The sequence below is a fragment of the Bacteroidota bacterium genome (genome assembly GCA_036522515.1).
GTDB lineage: Bacteria > Bacteroidota > Ignavibacteria > UBA10030 > SZUA-254 > VBOC01.
The window spans coordinates 27,763-43,707 of record DATDFQ010000038.1; the positions used below are offsets into that span (position 1 = coordinate 27,763).

The following is a 15,945-nucleotide window of genomic DNA, read 5'->3' on the forward strand; positions in this document are numbered from 1 at the left end:
TCGAATGTGTTGAAATATAACAGGTTGCGGCGGAATCAATATAGGAAAAAAAAGGAGGAGTCACAAAGGAAGAGCCGATCCCATCCCCGTAAAAGGGAGAGGATCGGCTCTTGATCGTTCCACACTGCGCCGTCCCGCCGGAGAGTTGCGGCTCCGGCCGGGGCACAGGTGAAGTCCTTCGTTACTTGACCAAAATCATCTTCCGTGTCGTGCTGTGGTAATTTGACGGAATCCCGTCTTCCAGGTTCGCGGGCTGCTCGACAAAGATCCTGTAGAAATAGATGCCTGAAGCGAGCGTCGATGCGTTGAATTCGACCTGCTGTTCGCCGTCCTCCATCTGTTGGTTTTCAAGCAACGTCGCTACTGTCTGGCCGACGATATTATACACCTTGAGAGTGACAACCGCCGGATCGGAGAGTTGGAACTCGATCGTCGTCGTCGGGTTGAAGGGGTTCGGATAGTTCTGCCTCAACTCGAAACTGAGCGGCAGCTCAAGGTTGATTACCTGGACCGGCTGGAGTTTCTCGGGTACGGCGCTTGAGTTGGACCTGAGATACGGTACATCCGCAAGGGCACGGACTCCCTTCAACTTCAGAGAATCCGAAAACTTCACCGTATCCATCGGTCCCTCGAACGCGTTGTTGATTCTCTTGATCGTGTAATCGAGGGTATCAAACGCCGCCTGATCGGCAAATACGTGTATGCCCCCGGAGTAGGATCCCATCATCAGCGAGTCTCCGACATGGGCGATTTCCTTGATCATCAACCCGTTCAGCGGATTTGCGGTCCCGTCGTTGTAGATCAGCTCGCCGAACCCGAGCGGTGTCTTTTCAAGCTGGCTCGCCACAATACTAATCTTCAACGCGATCATGTCCGCAAGCAACACGTCGTTAAACGTCGCCGGCGGAAGCTGCGTGTGGCGCTTCAGGACCGGTTTGCCGTTTACAAGCACGTTAAACCCATGCGCGGCGGTCGTATGAGGCCCCGTTTTGTCGCTGAGCGTCTTGACCACGTTCGTGTACTTCGGAGAAAGCAACCATCCGTATTGCTTGGCGCTGTCGAGCGTGCGGTCTTTGCCGACGAGCAATCCGTTCGTCGACATGAAACCGCTGAACGCGAAGTTCTCGGCCAGTGCGTTGATCCGGTTCGGCATCGGGAGCTTGGGTTGGTTCCGCACGAAGAACGGATTCTTATGGTTCGGTCCGTTTTTCACTGTCGACCTCGTCCACCAGTACTTTCCGACCTTCTGGAGTTTTCCTTTGTTCCCGAACGCTTGCACCCGGACGGAGTCTCCAGGCGCAAGAGGAGAAGCAAAGGTGAAGTTCCATTTCTTCATTTTTCCAAGGTCCCCGTTGGAGATCGTCGAAGCGGGAACCGTGAAAAAGGGTCTCGACGTGTCGATCGCGATCGAGAATTCGACATGGAAATCGGTTATGGCAACCGAGTCGTTCCGCACGACGAAAAGGAAATCTACCTTGTCCGGTTTGCGTGCTACGTACTTGTTCGGCTTCCCCTTGTTGTCTTTCGAGGCGACGATGCTGTCCGCCCTGAACGAGCGGTACATTGTCGCGTAGGCGGGGCTCACCTCAAACGTCGCGGAGATCGTGTGATCGGCTGACACGTTCGTGAAGGAATAGTTCGTAGCCGTTCCGACCGAGCTGCCGTCGACAACGACGTCCAGCACGCGATACCCGGTGTTCCCTGTGATGGCGAATGCCTGGCTGGCGCCGGCGTTGACCACGACCGCCCCGGAGGGAGTGATCGTCCCGTTGGCGCCCGCCGAAGCCGTGATCGTAAACGTGCTCTGGGCGAACGTCGCACGAATTGTGTGGTTTGCGGTCACGTTGATAAACGTGTAGCTCGCCGTCGAATCAACCTTTGCGCCGTCGACGATTACGCTATCCACATGGTAACCGCTGCTCGGGACCATCGAGAAGCTCTTATTCGATCCTCGAGCCGCCTTGACGTTGCCGGATGGGTTGATCGTCCCATGCAACCCGGCCGAGGCCGCTATCGTGAATGTATCCGGCTTGACGACCTGAGAGACCGTGTTCGACGTGCTCGTGTCATAACTTGCCGACCCGTTATAGCGGGCAAGAATGGCGTGCGTTCCGATTGCGAGATTAGACTTCGACACAAGGGCGATTCCGCTTCCGTTTATCGCGGCCGAATCGACCACAAGCCCGTCCACCTTGAAGTAGACCAGACCGGTTGTCGCCCCGCCCTTCACCGTGTCGCTGAAGATCACCGACTGACCAAAGACTGAGGGATTCGGAGTCGTGGTCAAAGAACTCGTCGTCGGTATCCTGTTCACAGTCAGCGTCGCCGGATTTGATGTCTTGGAAGGAGGACACGTCCCTGAGACAACCACATCGTAGGAACCTGCATCCGCCGCTGCAGCCGGATTGATCGTAAGTGTGGCACTCGTTGCACCCGAGATATTCCCACCGTTCACCAGGTTCACGGTAGCCATGCGCCACTGGTAGGTCAACCCTGCGCCGGTCGCGGTCACAGAGAAGCTTGCGGATGATCCCGATGTAACGGTCTGATTCGTAGGATCCGCAGAGATGGCCGGTAGTGCGTTCACGGTCAGTTTACCGAATCCCGAGGCGGTGCAGCCCTTGGTATCAGTCACAGTCACCGAGTAGTTACCCGCGGTGCTGACACTGATTGTCGACGTGGTCGCACCGGTACTCCACGCGAACGTCTTTGATCCGGTCCCACCCGCGGGGGTTGCGGTGATCGTGGCTGAGTTCCCGGCGCACGCCTGTACGCTGTCAACCGAGACAGTGGGGTTCGGGTTTACAGTCAGTGATCCTGTACCCGAGCCTGTGCATCCTTTCGTGTCTGTCACTGTCACCGAGTAGGTGCCTGCAGTGCTCGTACTGATCGTCGATGTCGTCGCACCCCCGCTCCAGGCATATGTCACCGCGCCCGTCCCGCCTGCCGGTGTGGCAGTGAGCGTAGAAGGAAGCGCACTTGCGCATGCTGCGACATTAGCCACTGATACCGTCGGATTCGGATCAACCGTCAGTGTGCCCGTGCCTGAGCCCGTGCAACCTTTCGTGTCTGTTACGGTCACGGAATATGTGCCGGCTGTGCTCGTACTTATTGTTGAGGTCGTCGCTCCCGTGCTCCAGGCATATGTCACCGCGCCGGTCCCTCCAGCTGGTGTCGCAGTCAACGTTGCCGGAAGCGCACTTGCGCACCGTTCCACGTTCGCGACCGAGACGGTCGGATTCGGATCGACTGTCAATGTCCCTGAGCCGGTCCCCGTGCACCCCTTCGTATCTGTCACGGTCACCGAGTACGTCCCCGCGGTGCTCGTGCTGATCGTCGATGTCGTCGCTCCCGTGCTCCAGGCATATGTCACTGCACCCGTTCCGCCGCTTGGAGTCGCCGTAAGCGTAGCGGGAAGCGTGCTTGCGCAGACCTCAACATTACCGACTGATACCGTCGGGTTCGGATTCACAGTCAATGTACCCGTGCCGGAGCCCGTGCAACCCTTTGTGTCGGTAACAGTTACAGAATAGGTGCCGGCTGTACTTGTGCTGATTGTCGATGTCGTCGCTCCCGTACTCCAGGAATAGGTGTACGCGGGTGTCCCGCCGCTTGGTGTCGCCGTAAGCGTAGCGGGAAGCGCGCTGGTGCAAACCGCGGGGCTATTGACCCCCACCGTCAATGAGGAACTTACTGTCAACGTGCCCGAGCCCGAGCCCGTGCACCCCTTCGTGTCTGTAACGGTCACACTGTAGGTGCCCGCCGTGCTTGTGCTGATTGTCGATGTTGTGGCCCCTGTGCTCCACGCGTACGTAACCGCGCCCGTTCCGCCGCTTGGTGTCGCTGTCAGTGTGGCGGGAAGAGCGCTTGCGCACACATCCTGATTTGCCACGCTTACTGTCGGGTTGGGGTCAACAGTGAGGGTACCCGATCCGGAACCTGTGCACCCCTTCGTATCCGTGACAGTTACGGAGTAGGTGCCCGCCGTGCTCGTGCTGATCGTCGATGTCGTCGCGCCCGTGCTCCAGGCATACGTCACTGCTCCTGTCCCGCCGCTCGGCGTTGCAGTCAAGGTCGCCGGCAGAGTGCTTGAACATACTTCAACGTTGCCCACGGCTACGGTCGGGTTCGGATTAATCGTCAAAGTCCCTGTACCCGAGCCTGTGCACCCTTTCGTGTCCGTTACTGTCACTGAATACGTTCCTGCAGTGCTTGTGCTGATCGTCGATGTCGTCGCTCCTGTGCTCCACGAATAGGCATAAGCGGGAGTTCCGCCACTCGGCGTTGCCGTAAGAGTAGCGGGAAGCGTGCTCGCGCACACATCCGGACTGTTGACACCCACCGTCAGTGAGGAACTCACTGTCAACGTTCCCGAGCCCGAGCCCGTGCAGCCCTTCGTATCCGTTACTGTTACGCTATAGGTGCCCGCGGTGCTCGTGCTAATCGTCGATGTCGTCGCCCCGGTGCTCCAGGCATAAGTGACTGTTCCCGTTCCACCGCTCGGTGTGGCGGTCATGGTCGCCGGTAGCGCGCTTGCGCAGACATCCTCATTCGCCATGCTTACAGTCGGGTTCGGGTCTACTGTCAATGTCCCAGAACCTGTTCCTGTGCACCCCTTCGTGTCCGTTACAGTCACGCTGTACGTTCCAGCCGTGCTCGTGCTGATCGTCGATGTGGTCGCTCCGGTGCTCCAGGAATATGTCACTGCGCCTGTCCCGCCGCTCGGTGTTGCAGTCAGCGTCGCGGGAAGCGCACTCGCGCACATTTCCTCGTTCCCCACCGATACTGTCGGATTCGGATGAACTGTCAGGGTTCCTGTGCCTGATCCTGTGCACCCTTTCGAGTCCGTTACCGTCACACTGTACGTGCCCGCAGTGCTTGTGCTGATCGTCGATGTCGTCGCTCCGGTGCTCCACGAATAGGTGTAAGCGGGAGTTCCGCCACTCGGTGTCGCAGTCAGTGTGGCCGGCAGGGCGCTCGTGCATACCTCCGGACTATTGACACCCACTGTCAGAGAGGAACCGATCGTCAACGTGCCTGAGCCTGAACCTGTGCAGCCCTTCGTATCCGTCACCGTCACGGAGTACGTGCCCGCCGTGCTCGTGCTGATCGTCGATGTGGTGGCTCCGGTGCTCCAGGAATATGTCACTGCGCCCGTTCCACCAGTCGGTGTCGCAGTAAGGGTAGCCGGTAGAGCGCTCGCACACACGTCCTCGTCCGCCACCGCTACCGTGGGGTTCGGATCAACTGTCAATGTCCCTGACCCGGATCCTGTGCAGCCCTTGGTGTCCGTTACAGTCACGCTGTATGTGCCTGCCGTGCTCGTGCTGATCGTCGATGTGGTGGCTCCGGTACTCCAGTCATAAGTCACGGCACCCGTTCCGCCGCTCGGCGTTGCCGTCAGTGTGGCTGGAAGCGCGCTCGCACACATTTCCTCGTTCCCCACCGATACCGTTGGGTTCGGATGAATTGTCAACATCCCTGTGCCTGATCCCGTGCACCCTTTCGAGTCTGTTACGGTCACGCTGTAGGTGCCCGCCGTGCTTGTGCTGATTGTCGATGTCGTCGCTCCGGTGCTCCAGGAATAGGTGAAGCCGGGTGTACCTCCGCTCGGTGTTGCAGTCAGTGTAGCCGGCAGGGTGCTCGCACAAACCTCCGCGCTATTGACCCCCACCGTCAATGAAGAACCCACCGTCAAGGTGCCTGAGCCTGAACCTGTGCAGCCCTTCGTGTCTGTTACGGTCACGCTGTATGTACCGGCCGTGCTCGTGCTGATCGTCGATGTCGTTGCCCCCGTGCTCCAGGCATATGTCACTGCGCCTGTCCCGCCGCTCGGTGTTGCAGTCAGGGTCGCGGGAAGCGCGCTCGCGCAGACGTCCTCGTCCCCCACCGCTACGGTCGGATTCGGATGAACTATCAAGGTCCCTGACCCGGAGCCCGTGCAGCCCTTCGTGTCTGTGACTGTCACACTATAGGTGCCCGCCGTGCTCGTGCTGATCGTGGATGTCGTCGCACCCGTGCTCCAGTCATATGTCACCGCACCCGTCCCGCCGCTCGGTGTGGCTGTCAGTGTTGCTGGAAGCGCGCTCGCGCACATTTCCTCATTCCCCACCGATACTGTCGGGTTCGGATGAATTGTCAACGTCCCTGTGCCTGATCCTGTGCACCCCTTCGTGTCAGTTACGGTCACGCTGTAGGTGCCCGCCGTGCTTGTGCTGATCGTCGATGTCGTCGCACCGGTGCTCCAGCTAAAAGTCTTTGAACCGGTTCCGCCGGCCGGTGTGGCCGTCAACGTGGCGGGGAGTGCGCTCGCGCATGCTTCTTCATTCGCAACAGACACCGTCGGCTCCGGATTAACTGTCAATGTGCCCGTACCAGAACCAGTGCAACCCTTTGTGTCCGTCACTGTCACGCTGTACGTTCCTGCCGTGCTTGTGCTGATCGTCGATGTTGTGGCGCCGGTACTCCAGGAATATGTTACCGCCCCTGTTCCACCACTTGGTGTCGCCGTCAATGTTGCCGGTAAGGTGCTCGCACATACGTCCGGACTATTGACAGAAACCATGGGGTTCGGGTCAACTGTCAATGTCCCTGACCCTGTTCCCGTGCACCCTTTCGTATCAGTTACCGTCACGGTGTAGGTGCCTGCCGTGCTCGTACTGATCGTCGATGTAGTTGCACCGGTGCTCCAGGCATATGTCACTGCGCCTGTTCCGCCGCTCGGCGTTGCAGTCAGCGTTGCGGGAAGCGCACTCGCACACATTTCCTCGTTCCCCACCGATACCGTCGGGTTTGGATGGATTGTCAACGACCCGGTACCTGATCCTGTGCACCCCTTCGAGTCTGTTACTGTCACGCTGTAGGTACCGGCGGTGCTTGTGCTGATCGTCGATGTCGTCGCTCCGGTGCTCCAGGAATAGGTGTAGCCGGGTGTACCGCCGCTCGGTGTTGCGGTCAGCGTAGCCGGCAGGGCGCTCGTGCAAACCTCGGGACTATTGACGCCCACCGTTAGTGAAGAACCCACCGTCAATGTGCCTGAGCCCGATCCGGTGCAGCCTTTCGTATCCGTTACCGTCACGGAATACGTGCCAGCCGTACTTGTGCTGATAGTTGATGTCGTGGCGCCGGTGCTCCAGAAATATGTCACTGCGCCTGTCCCGCCGCTCGGTGTGGCGGTCAGTGTCGCAGGAAGCGCACTCGCGCATGCTTCCACGTCCGCTACTGCTACGGTGGGGTTCGGATCAACTGTCAGTGTGCCCGTTCCTGTCCCGGTGCATCCTTTCGTATCTGTGACCGTCACCGTGTATGTACCCGCCGTGCTCGTGCTGATTGTCGAGGTCGTTGCTCCGGTACTCCACGCAAAGGTCGAAGCGCCCGTCCCACCGCTTGGCGTTGCTGTCAGAGTAGCCGGTAGGGCGCTAGCACATACTTCAGGGCTGTTAACAGAAACCGTCGGGTTGGGATTGACTGTCAATGTGCCCGTACCTGTTCCCGTACACCCCTTGGTATCGGTTACAGTCACCGTGTATGTGCCCGCCGTGCTCGTGCTGATCGTCGATGTGGTCGCTCCAGTACTCCATGCGAACGTCTTCGATCCGGTTCCACCCGCCGGCGTAGCCGTCAACGTGGCAGGCAGTGCACTCGCGCATACTTCGACGTTGCCAACCGAAACCGTGGGATTCGGATTGACCGTGAGTGTGCCTGATCCTGACCCTGTACAGCTGTTTGAATTGGTCACCGTCACTGAGTACGTCCCCGCCGTACTCACGCTGATCGTGGAGGTTGTTGCGCCGCCTGGACTCCATAAATACGCTGTCGCCGGACCGTTCGATGTGACCGTTGCCGTCAGTGTGGCTGAGCTCCCGCTGCAAACCTCCGGGCTATTTACGGAGATCACCGGAGGGGTACATTCATCCCCCAAAGCGAAATCGCTCAGAGTCGTCAGCCCGGTCGTGGTGTAATTTGGCGAAGAGAAGGAAGTCGGGAACGCAACGATGGTGGAAATGTCCTTTTTCAGTATCCTCGGAGTGCCTGTCGGACTGAATCCGGTTCCATCCAGAGTAATATCATAGGTAAATGCGCTTCCGCCGGATTGCGTGACAGTCCAAAATCTCGACGCATAGAGTGCAGTGTTCGGGGGAATCGTTCCTGTGAGAGCAGACTCGAATTGCTCTGCCGTCACGGTGCTGGTACCGGTGAGGCCTGTATAATTGAGTGTAGCAGGCCGCCAGTTCCCTCCCTTGCCGATGGGGAAATTCTTCGAGCCGGTGCCGCTGTAGACGCGCGCAAGTTTTCCGCTGACGTGAGATGAATTACTCCCCGTACTTGCGGTGCCCGATGAACCGATCGTGATTGTCCGATTATTTGTAACCCCATCGATGATCCCGCTCGTGAGGGTCAGAGCGCCATTGACCGTGGCATCTCCGGCAGAGAGCGTAATCCCGTTCGAGTTATTGACCTTGAGGTTTCCGTAGGTGAGCGCGCTCAGATTTTGCGCCGCCCCCCCGGCGTATTCGACAGTCAGATTGGTGAGCGTCTTATTGGTAATCGTGTACTGTGAAGAGAAATCGGCAGTCGCTGCCGTCCTGGTAACTTTTGCTGTGCCTGTACCGGTCAGAGTCCCGGTGCCGCTCACAATTACTGCCGGTGCTGGACTCAGAAGAGTAGCCGCGCCGTTCAAGTTCAGTGTGCCGCTTGCGCTGAAATTTGTGCTTACCGAGATTGCCCCGGTCGTGTTGGTGATCGCTACACCGCTGAAGGTCGTTGCGGTCGCCCCGCTGATCGTCTGAGGAGATGTGCCATTAAACGTCACAGTGCCTGTTCCTGGTGTAAACGTGCCTCCGTTTGTCCAATCTCCACCGACATTGAACGCGGCCGTGTTGCTTGCTGTCAATGTTCCTGATGTGATGGTCAGGGTCCCTGTCAGGTTCACGATGGTATTGTTAGTCGCAAGTGAGCTCGAGCTGCTGAGACTCCAATTCCCTCCGACTGTCAGAGTTCCCAAGGCGGGTGTCTTAGTCCCCGCGCCACTAAATGTGAGGTTCTTGTATGAAGGTGTTGTGGATACGGCCTGGGCTACTGCGGAGGCGTATTCGACTGTCGTTCCGGAAGCGATATTGATCGTGCCGTAACCTGGGAACGCCGTCCCCACCGTTGCGGATCCAAGCTTGTAGGTGCCAGATGTCAAATTAAGGACCGAAGAGGCATTCGGGGTGATTACAAGCCCTCCATCGCTGAAGATGCTGCTGGCGGTCACATCGCCGATCGTGAGAGTTGTGATCGTTGATGCCGCGCCGAGCGTGAGGCCCGCAGTGTTGTTCGATTTTAGAGTTATGTAGGCAGCCCCTTTAGTGGTCTGAGCCGATGTGCCATTATAGTTAACGACATTCCCCGACGCGGTGGCTGTTAAGACACCGGTTGCCAACAGAGGTCCGGCGATGTTAAGCACGCTATTCGTCCCTTGAGTCCAGCCAGAGGAGGAGTTCCCTCCTGTTATTCCACCTGCGGCGGTGCTCGTTACGGCTCCATTATTGGTCATGACGATGCTATTGCCCAGAGCGATGGTACCAGGAAAGGACAGAATGGCGGTGGATGCCACTGTCTTATTGGCGGTGACCGCAAGCGATGTCGCATCGGTAATGGAACCGGTGCCGTCAATGGTTGCGCCGGCCGTCGTACTGAGCGTGATCGCGCCCGTGCCGCTGAGTGTTCCGTTGACTGTTAGGTTTCCTCGCTGGTCCAAAGTAAACGTCGAGAGACTGAGGGTCGGACCCGCGTTCACGCTCAACGCACTTGCGACGGTGGTGTTTGAACCGAACGTCTTTGTTCCGCCTCCGGAGATTGTGAGATTGTTGAATGTGGTGGCGGTGCTCGGTAATGCCTGGACACCTGCTCCGTCAAAGTTAACCGTTCCCGTTCCTGCGGTAAATGTACCTGTGCCGGACCAGTTTCCGGCAACAGCCAGGGTAGACGTCGTCCCGCCGTTTAATGTTCCTGCTGTGAGGGTTACATTTCCCGAAACTGTGTGCGAAAGATTGGTTCCGAGATTGAGCGTCCCCCCCGATCCGCTCATCGTCAACGACGCGACAGAGATCCCGCTCGTGGTGAGGGTCGTGGTATTTGCCGTCGCGGTATAGCTAAGACCGCCTGTTGTAGTGAAGCCTGAAACGTTATGGTTTGCGACAGCCCCGCTGATAATGACGTTACTCGACCCGAAATTGAGCGTGGCGGCAGGGAAGGTGTTTGCGAGTGTTCCCTGAACGGTCAAGTCTCCGCTCGTCCCGGCGGTCCCGGACCCGCTGAATGTCAGGTTCTGATATGTCAGGCCCGCATCAAAAGTAGGATTCGCGTTCGAGTATTGGACAGTGCTGCCCGCATTAATGGTCCGTGTCTCGAAACTTGTATAGGATCCTGCGAATGTGGAGGCATCCACGATCAAGGTACCCGACAAACTCATGGTGTTCGTGCCGCTTCCGGTAAACAGGTTTCCACTGGGATCTAGCGTCGTACTGGTCGCGACGGAGAGCGTGCCGTTAATTGTGACCGGGCCCGCTGCCGTCTTGGTGCCAGCACCGCTAAGATTCAACGTGCCGTAAGTCTCTCCGGAGACCGATTGGTTTGTGCCACTGTAATTAACGACGCTCGTCGAACCGAGAGTGTGCGTCGTGTAACTGGCGGGGAAACTGTTGGTTCCGCCGATAGTCAGCGTTGCGCCGCTCGCCACGGTCAAAGTGCCACCTGCCGATGAGCGGTCCGCTGTAAATGTCGAGAGGTTGAGTGTACCAGCCGAAATGTTCAGATCCTCGTCGATTGTGAGATTATTTCCAGCCGTCTTGGCGCCAGCACCGGAGATTTTCAGATTCTTATACGAAGGTGTTGCTGAGACCGTCTGCGCGACTGCGGAGGCATACTCGATAGTAGTTCCAGCCGAAATGTTCCTCGTGGCAAACGCGGGGAAAGTCGTGGCAGCGGCGCCACCCAACTGGAAAGTCCCGGATGTTAGATTGAGTGTGCCGGTTGAGGTAACCTGAAAACCACCATCACTGAATATGCTGTTCGCGGTGACATCACCAATGGTGAGCGTAGTAAGGGTCGTCGCCGCTGCGAGGGAAATGCCCGCAGCGTTATTGCTCTTGAGGGTGATGTAAGTCCCTCCCGCGATAGACTGAGCACTCGTTCCATTGCAGTTTACCGTGCTCGTCGTTCCGGGAGTAAAGGTTCCGGCATTTGAAAAGTCCCCCTGGAGTATCATTGTGCCGGCGCCGCTGAAGGCTACGAGCCCTTTGTTATTGACGGTCAGGGTGCCATTTATCTGGAAAGTCCCTGTACTCACATTTATTGTCCCGCCAGCGGTCGATCCGCCTCCGGAGCCGACATTCGCAGTTCCTTGAACAGTCAACGTTTGAGCGCCGACATTGATGAAATTATCCGTGGAGTTGTTCGTCGGCGCGATCGAAAGGTTGCCCGAGATTGTCAGCGAACCGGCTGCCCCGAGTGTCAATGTTCCAGACGCAGTCGTGCCAAATGTCAGCGAGGCAATGGTCACCGATGTGGTGATCGTCGGCTGGAAGGTTATTGTGCCCGTTCCGATCTCCACCGCATCCGCTGAACTGGGCGGTGTGCTCGGTGTGCCGGTCACCACAGTCCAGTTGCCTGCCGTCGCCCATGCTGTGCTCGTCCCTCCTGACCAGCGGACAGTTCCGGCGCCCAGAGCGAGTGATGCGGAGATGAAAGTGATTGCTAGAAGGAATAAAAGAGTAGATTTATTCATAGATACCCCTCGGTGGAATGGTATGGGTCGAAGCGAGACGGTGGCTGTATCAAGTTTTTCTATTTAGTTTTCCGTATTGATGGATTCGGATTTGAGATAAAGGTTCGAATGCCTTCTTGAAATTGTGGTGATGGAGAGGATAGGGGGATGACACCCACCTCCAAATAATTCCCCCGAAAAAATGGCCGGGCTTTCGTTGGTGGAAAGCCCCTTAAACATACGAATTGGGGTGCGAATTATCAAGTATAACTGCTGTTTTTCCGATGTTTGGCGAAAAAAAAATCTATCATGCAAAGGCTCGAGGATGAAGCTATAGGATAGAAGATATCACTACTTGAGGAGAGAGTTTGTGACAAATATCAAATTGGGGGCCTAATCTTACCCCTTTCTGACCAAATATGCCTGGTACGGGCTGTTTTACCCGGTCGTTCGTTCCATACAGGGGGTTGCATTGGAATCAAAAGAGGAGCCGATCCCTTCCCCGGAAGGGGAAAGGATCGGCTCTCGATGGTCGTGCAGTGCTCCGGTCCCGCGGAGACTTGCAGAGCCTCAGCGCAGGCGGTGGTGAAATTCCCTGCTACTTGATCAACAGCATCTTCTTCGCGCTGCTGAAGTAACTCGAGGGTATCCCATCGTCCTCGTTCCCGATCTGCTCGGCAATTATCCTGTAGAAATAGACTCCCGAGGAGAGCTTCGAGGCGTTGAACTGAACCTGCTGCTCTCCGTCATCCATTTGCTGATTGTCAAGCAACGTCGCCACTTCCTGGCCCACGGTGTTATACACCTTCAGCGTGACAACCGCCGGGTTCGATAACGAGAACTCGATCGTGGTCGTCGGATTGAACGGGTTCGGATAGTTCTGCCTCAATTCGGAACTGAGCGGCAGATCGAGGTTGATCACCTGGACCGGCTGGAGCTTCTCGGGCACGACGGTTGAGTTGGACCTGAGATACGGTACATCCGCAAGGAGACGGACTCCCTTCAACTTCAGAGAATCGGAAAACTTCACCGTATCCATCGGACCTTCGAACGCATTGTTGATGTTCTGGACCGTCGAGTCGAGGAGATGGAACGTCGCCGCGTCAGGGAACAGGTGTACACCCGCGCTGTAGGAGCCCATCATCAGCGAGTCGCCTGCGTGAGCAATCTCCTTGATCATCAGTCCGTTGAACTGGTTCGAGCCGCCGTCGTTGTAAATCAGCTCCCCGAACCCGAGCGGTGTCTTTTCAAGCTGGCTCGCCACGATGCTAATCTTCAACGCGATCATGTCCGCAAGAAGGACATCGTTAAACGTTAGAGGCGGCAATTGGGTATGGCGCTTGAGAACCGGCTTGCCGTTTACAAGTACGTTGAATCCGTGGGCGGCTCCGGTATGACGTCCGGTCTTGTCGCTTAACGTTTTCACGACGTTCGTATACTTGGGCGACTGCAGCCACCCGTACTGTTTCGCACTGTCCAGACTCCGGTCTTTTCCGACAAGAAGCCCGTTGGTCGACGCAAATCCGCTGAATGCGAAGTCTTCGGCCAGCGCGTTGATCCTGTTCGGCATGGGCAGCTTGGGCTGGTTCCTCACGAAGAACGGGTTCTTATGGCTCGGTCCGGTTTGCACCGACGCCTTCGTCCAGTAATACTTGGAGACCTTCTGGAACTTCCCCTTGTCTCCGAATCCCGACACGCTCACCGAATCTCCGACCGAGAGCGGAGAACTGAACGTGAAGTTCCATTTCTTCAACTTCGAATCCGTTGTGGATATTGTCGAAGCGGGGACCGTGAAGAAGGGTCTCGACGTGTCGATTGCGATCGAGAACTCGACATGGAAATCGGTTATGGCAACGGAGTCGTTCCGCACGACGAAGAGGAAGTCCACCTTATCCGGTTTCCGGGCTACGTACTTGCCGGCCTTCCCCTTGTTATCTCTCGCAAGCGCGATGCTATCGGCCGCGAAGGAGCGGTAGGCGATCGCGTAGGCCGGGCTCACCTCAAACGTCGCCGAGATCGTGTGATCGGTTGCCACGTTCGTGAATGAATAGTTCGTAACCGTTCCGACCGAGCTGCCGTCGACCTCGACGTCCAGCACGCGATACCCGGTGTTCCCGGTGATCGCGAACGCCTGGTTTCCGCCGGCGTTGACCACGACCGCCCCGGAAGGAGTGATCGTCCCGTTGGCGCCCGCCGAAGCCGTGATCGTAAACGTGCTCTGGGCGAACGTCGCGCGAATTGTGTGGTTTGCGGTCACGTTGATAAACGTGTAGCTCGCCGTCGAATCAACCTTTGCGCCGTCGACGATCACGCTATCCACATGGTAACCGCCGCTCGGGGTGACCGAGAAGCTCCTATTCGATCCTCGAGCCGCCTTGACGTTGCCGGACGGGTTGATCGTGCCATGAAGCCCCGCCGAGGCCGCGATTGTAAACGTATCCGGCTTGACAACCTGAGAGACCGTGTTTGACGTACTCGTATCAAAGCTTGCCGACCCGCCGTAGAAGGCTGCGACGGCATGCGTTCCGATTGCAAGGTTCGACTTCGAAACGAGAGAGATTCCGCTTCCGTTTACGGCAGCCGAATCGACCACAAGCCCGTCCACCTTGAAGTAGACCAGACCGGTTGTCGCCCCGCCCTTCACCGTGTCGCTGAAGATCACCGATTGGCCAAAGACTGAGGGATTCGGAGTCGTGGTCAAAGAACCTGTGGTCGGGATCCTGGTCACAGTCAGCGTCGCCGCGGTCGATGTCTTGGAAGGCGGACACGTCCCTGAGACAACCACGTCATAGGAACCCGCATCCACTGTTGCGGCCGGGTTCACCGTAAGAGTTGCTGTCGTCGCACCCGAGATATTCCCACCGTTCACCAGGTCCACTCCACCCTTGCGCCATTGATAGGTCAACCCTGCGCCCGTCGCGGTCACAGAGAAACTCGCAGAACCCCCCGATGTAACCGTCTGGTTCGTGGGATTTGAGGAGATGGCCGGCAGTGCGTTCACGGTCAGTTTACCGAATCCCGAGGCGGTGCAGCCCTTGGTATCAGTTACCGTCACCGAGTAATTGCCTGCAGTGCTGACACTGATTGTCGAAGTGGTCGCACCCGTGCTCCAGGAGAATGCCGCCGCGCCTGTTCCGCCAGCCGGTGTCGCCGTCATCGTGGCCGAATTCCCGGCGCACGCCTGTACGCTGTCAACCGAGACAGTGGGGTTCGGGTTTACAGTCAGAGTTCCTGAACCCGAGCCTGTGCATCCTTTCGTGTCTGTCACTGTCACCGAGTAGGTGCCTGCAGTGCTCGTACTGATCGTCGATGTCGTCGCTCCCGTGCTCCAGGCATATGTCACCGCGCCCGTCCCGCCTGCCGGTGTGGCGGTGAGCGTAGAAGGAAGCGCACTTGCGCATGCTGCGACATTAGCCACTGATACCGTCGGATTCGGATCAACCGTCAGTGTCCCGGTGCCTGATCCTGTGCAACCCTTTGTATCTGTCACAGTCACACTGTAGGTGCCCGCCGTGCTTGTACTGATCGTCGATGTAGTTGCACCGGTACTCCAGGCATACGATACCGCGCCGGTCCCTCCAGCTGGTGTCGCAGTCAACGTCGCCGGAAGCGCACTTGCGCACCGTTCCACGTTGGCGACCGAGGCGGTCGGATTCGGATCGACTGTCAATGTCCCTGAGCCGGTCCCCGTGCACCCCTTCGTATCTGTCACGGTCACCGAGTACGTTCCCGCGGTGCTCGTGCTGATCGTCGATGTCGTCGCTCCCGTGCTCCAGGCATATGTCACCGCGCCCGTTCCGCCGCTTGGAGTGGCAGTCAATGTCGCCGGTAGCGTGCTTGCGCAAACTTCGACACCACCCACCGAAACTGTCGGGTTCGGATTTACAGTCAATGTACCTGTGCCTGAGCCCGTGCAACTCTTTGTGTCGGTAACGGTTACAGAATAGGTGCCGGCTGTGCTTGTGCTGATTGTCGATGTCGTCGCTCCCGTGCTCCAGGAATACGTCACCGCGCCGGTTCCGCCGCTCGGCGTCGCCGTTAGAGTCGCGGGCAAAACGCTCGAACATGCGGTCGGGCTGTTGACAGAGACCGTGGGGCTCGAATCGACCGTGAGTGTCCCGGTACCTGATCCCGTGCAGCCCTTCGTATCCGTTACTGTCACTGAATAGGTGCCTGCCGTGCTCGTGCTGATCGTC

At 57.7% G+C, this 15,945-nt stretch carries 2 protein-coding genes; both read right to left on the bottom strand.

The annotated features are described in order from the left end of the window. Positions 1-181: 181 nt before the first annotated feature. A complete protein-coding gene (locus tag VI215_05645; GenBank protein HEY6191795.1) occupies positions 182-11,770 on the bottom strand; it encodes a T9SS type A sorting domain-containing protein in 11,589 nt (3,862 codons plus the stop codon). 577 nt (positions 11,771-12,347) lie between these two features. Then, a partial coding sequence (locus VI215_05650) for a T9SS type A sorting domain-containing protein (protein ID HEY6191796.1) occupies positions 12,348-15,945 on the bottom strand: 3,598 nt, incomplete at its 5' end.

Bases quoted from the DNA above. Each gene is read 5' to 3' on its own strand.
- VI215_05645 (HEY6191795.1), bottom strand. From the start codon at position 11,770: ATGAATAAATCTACTCTTTTATTCCTTCTAGCAATCACTTTCATCTCC.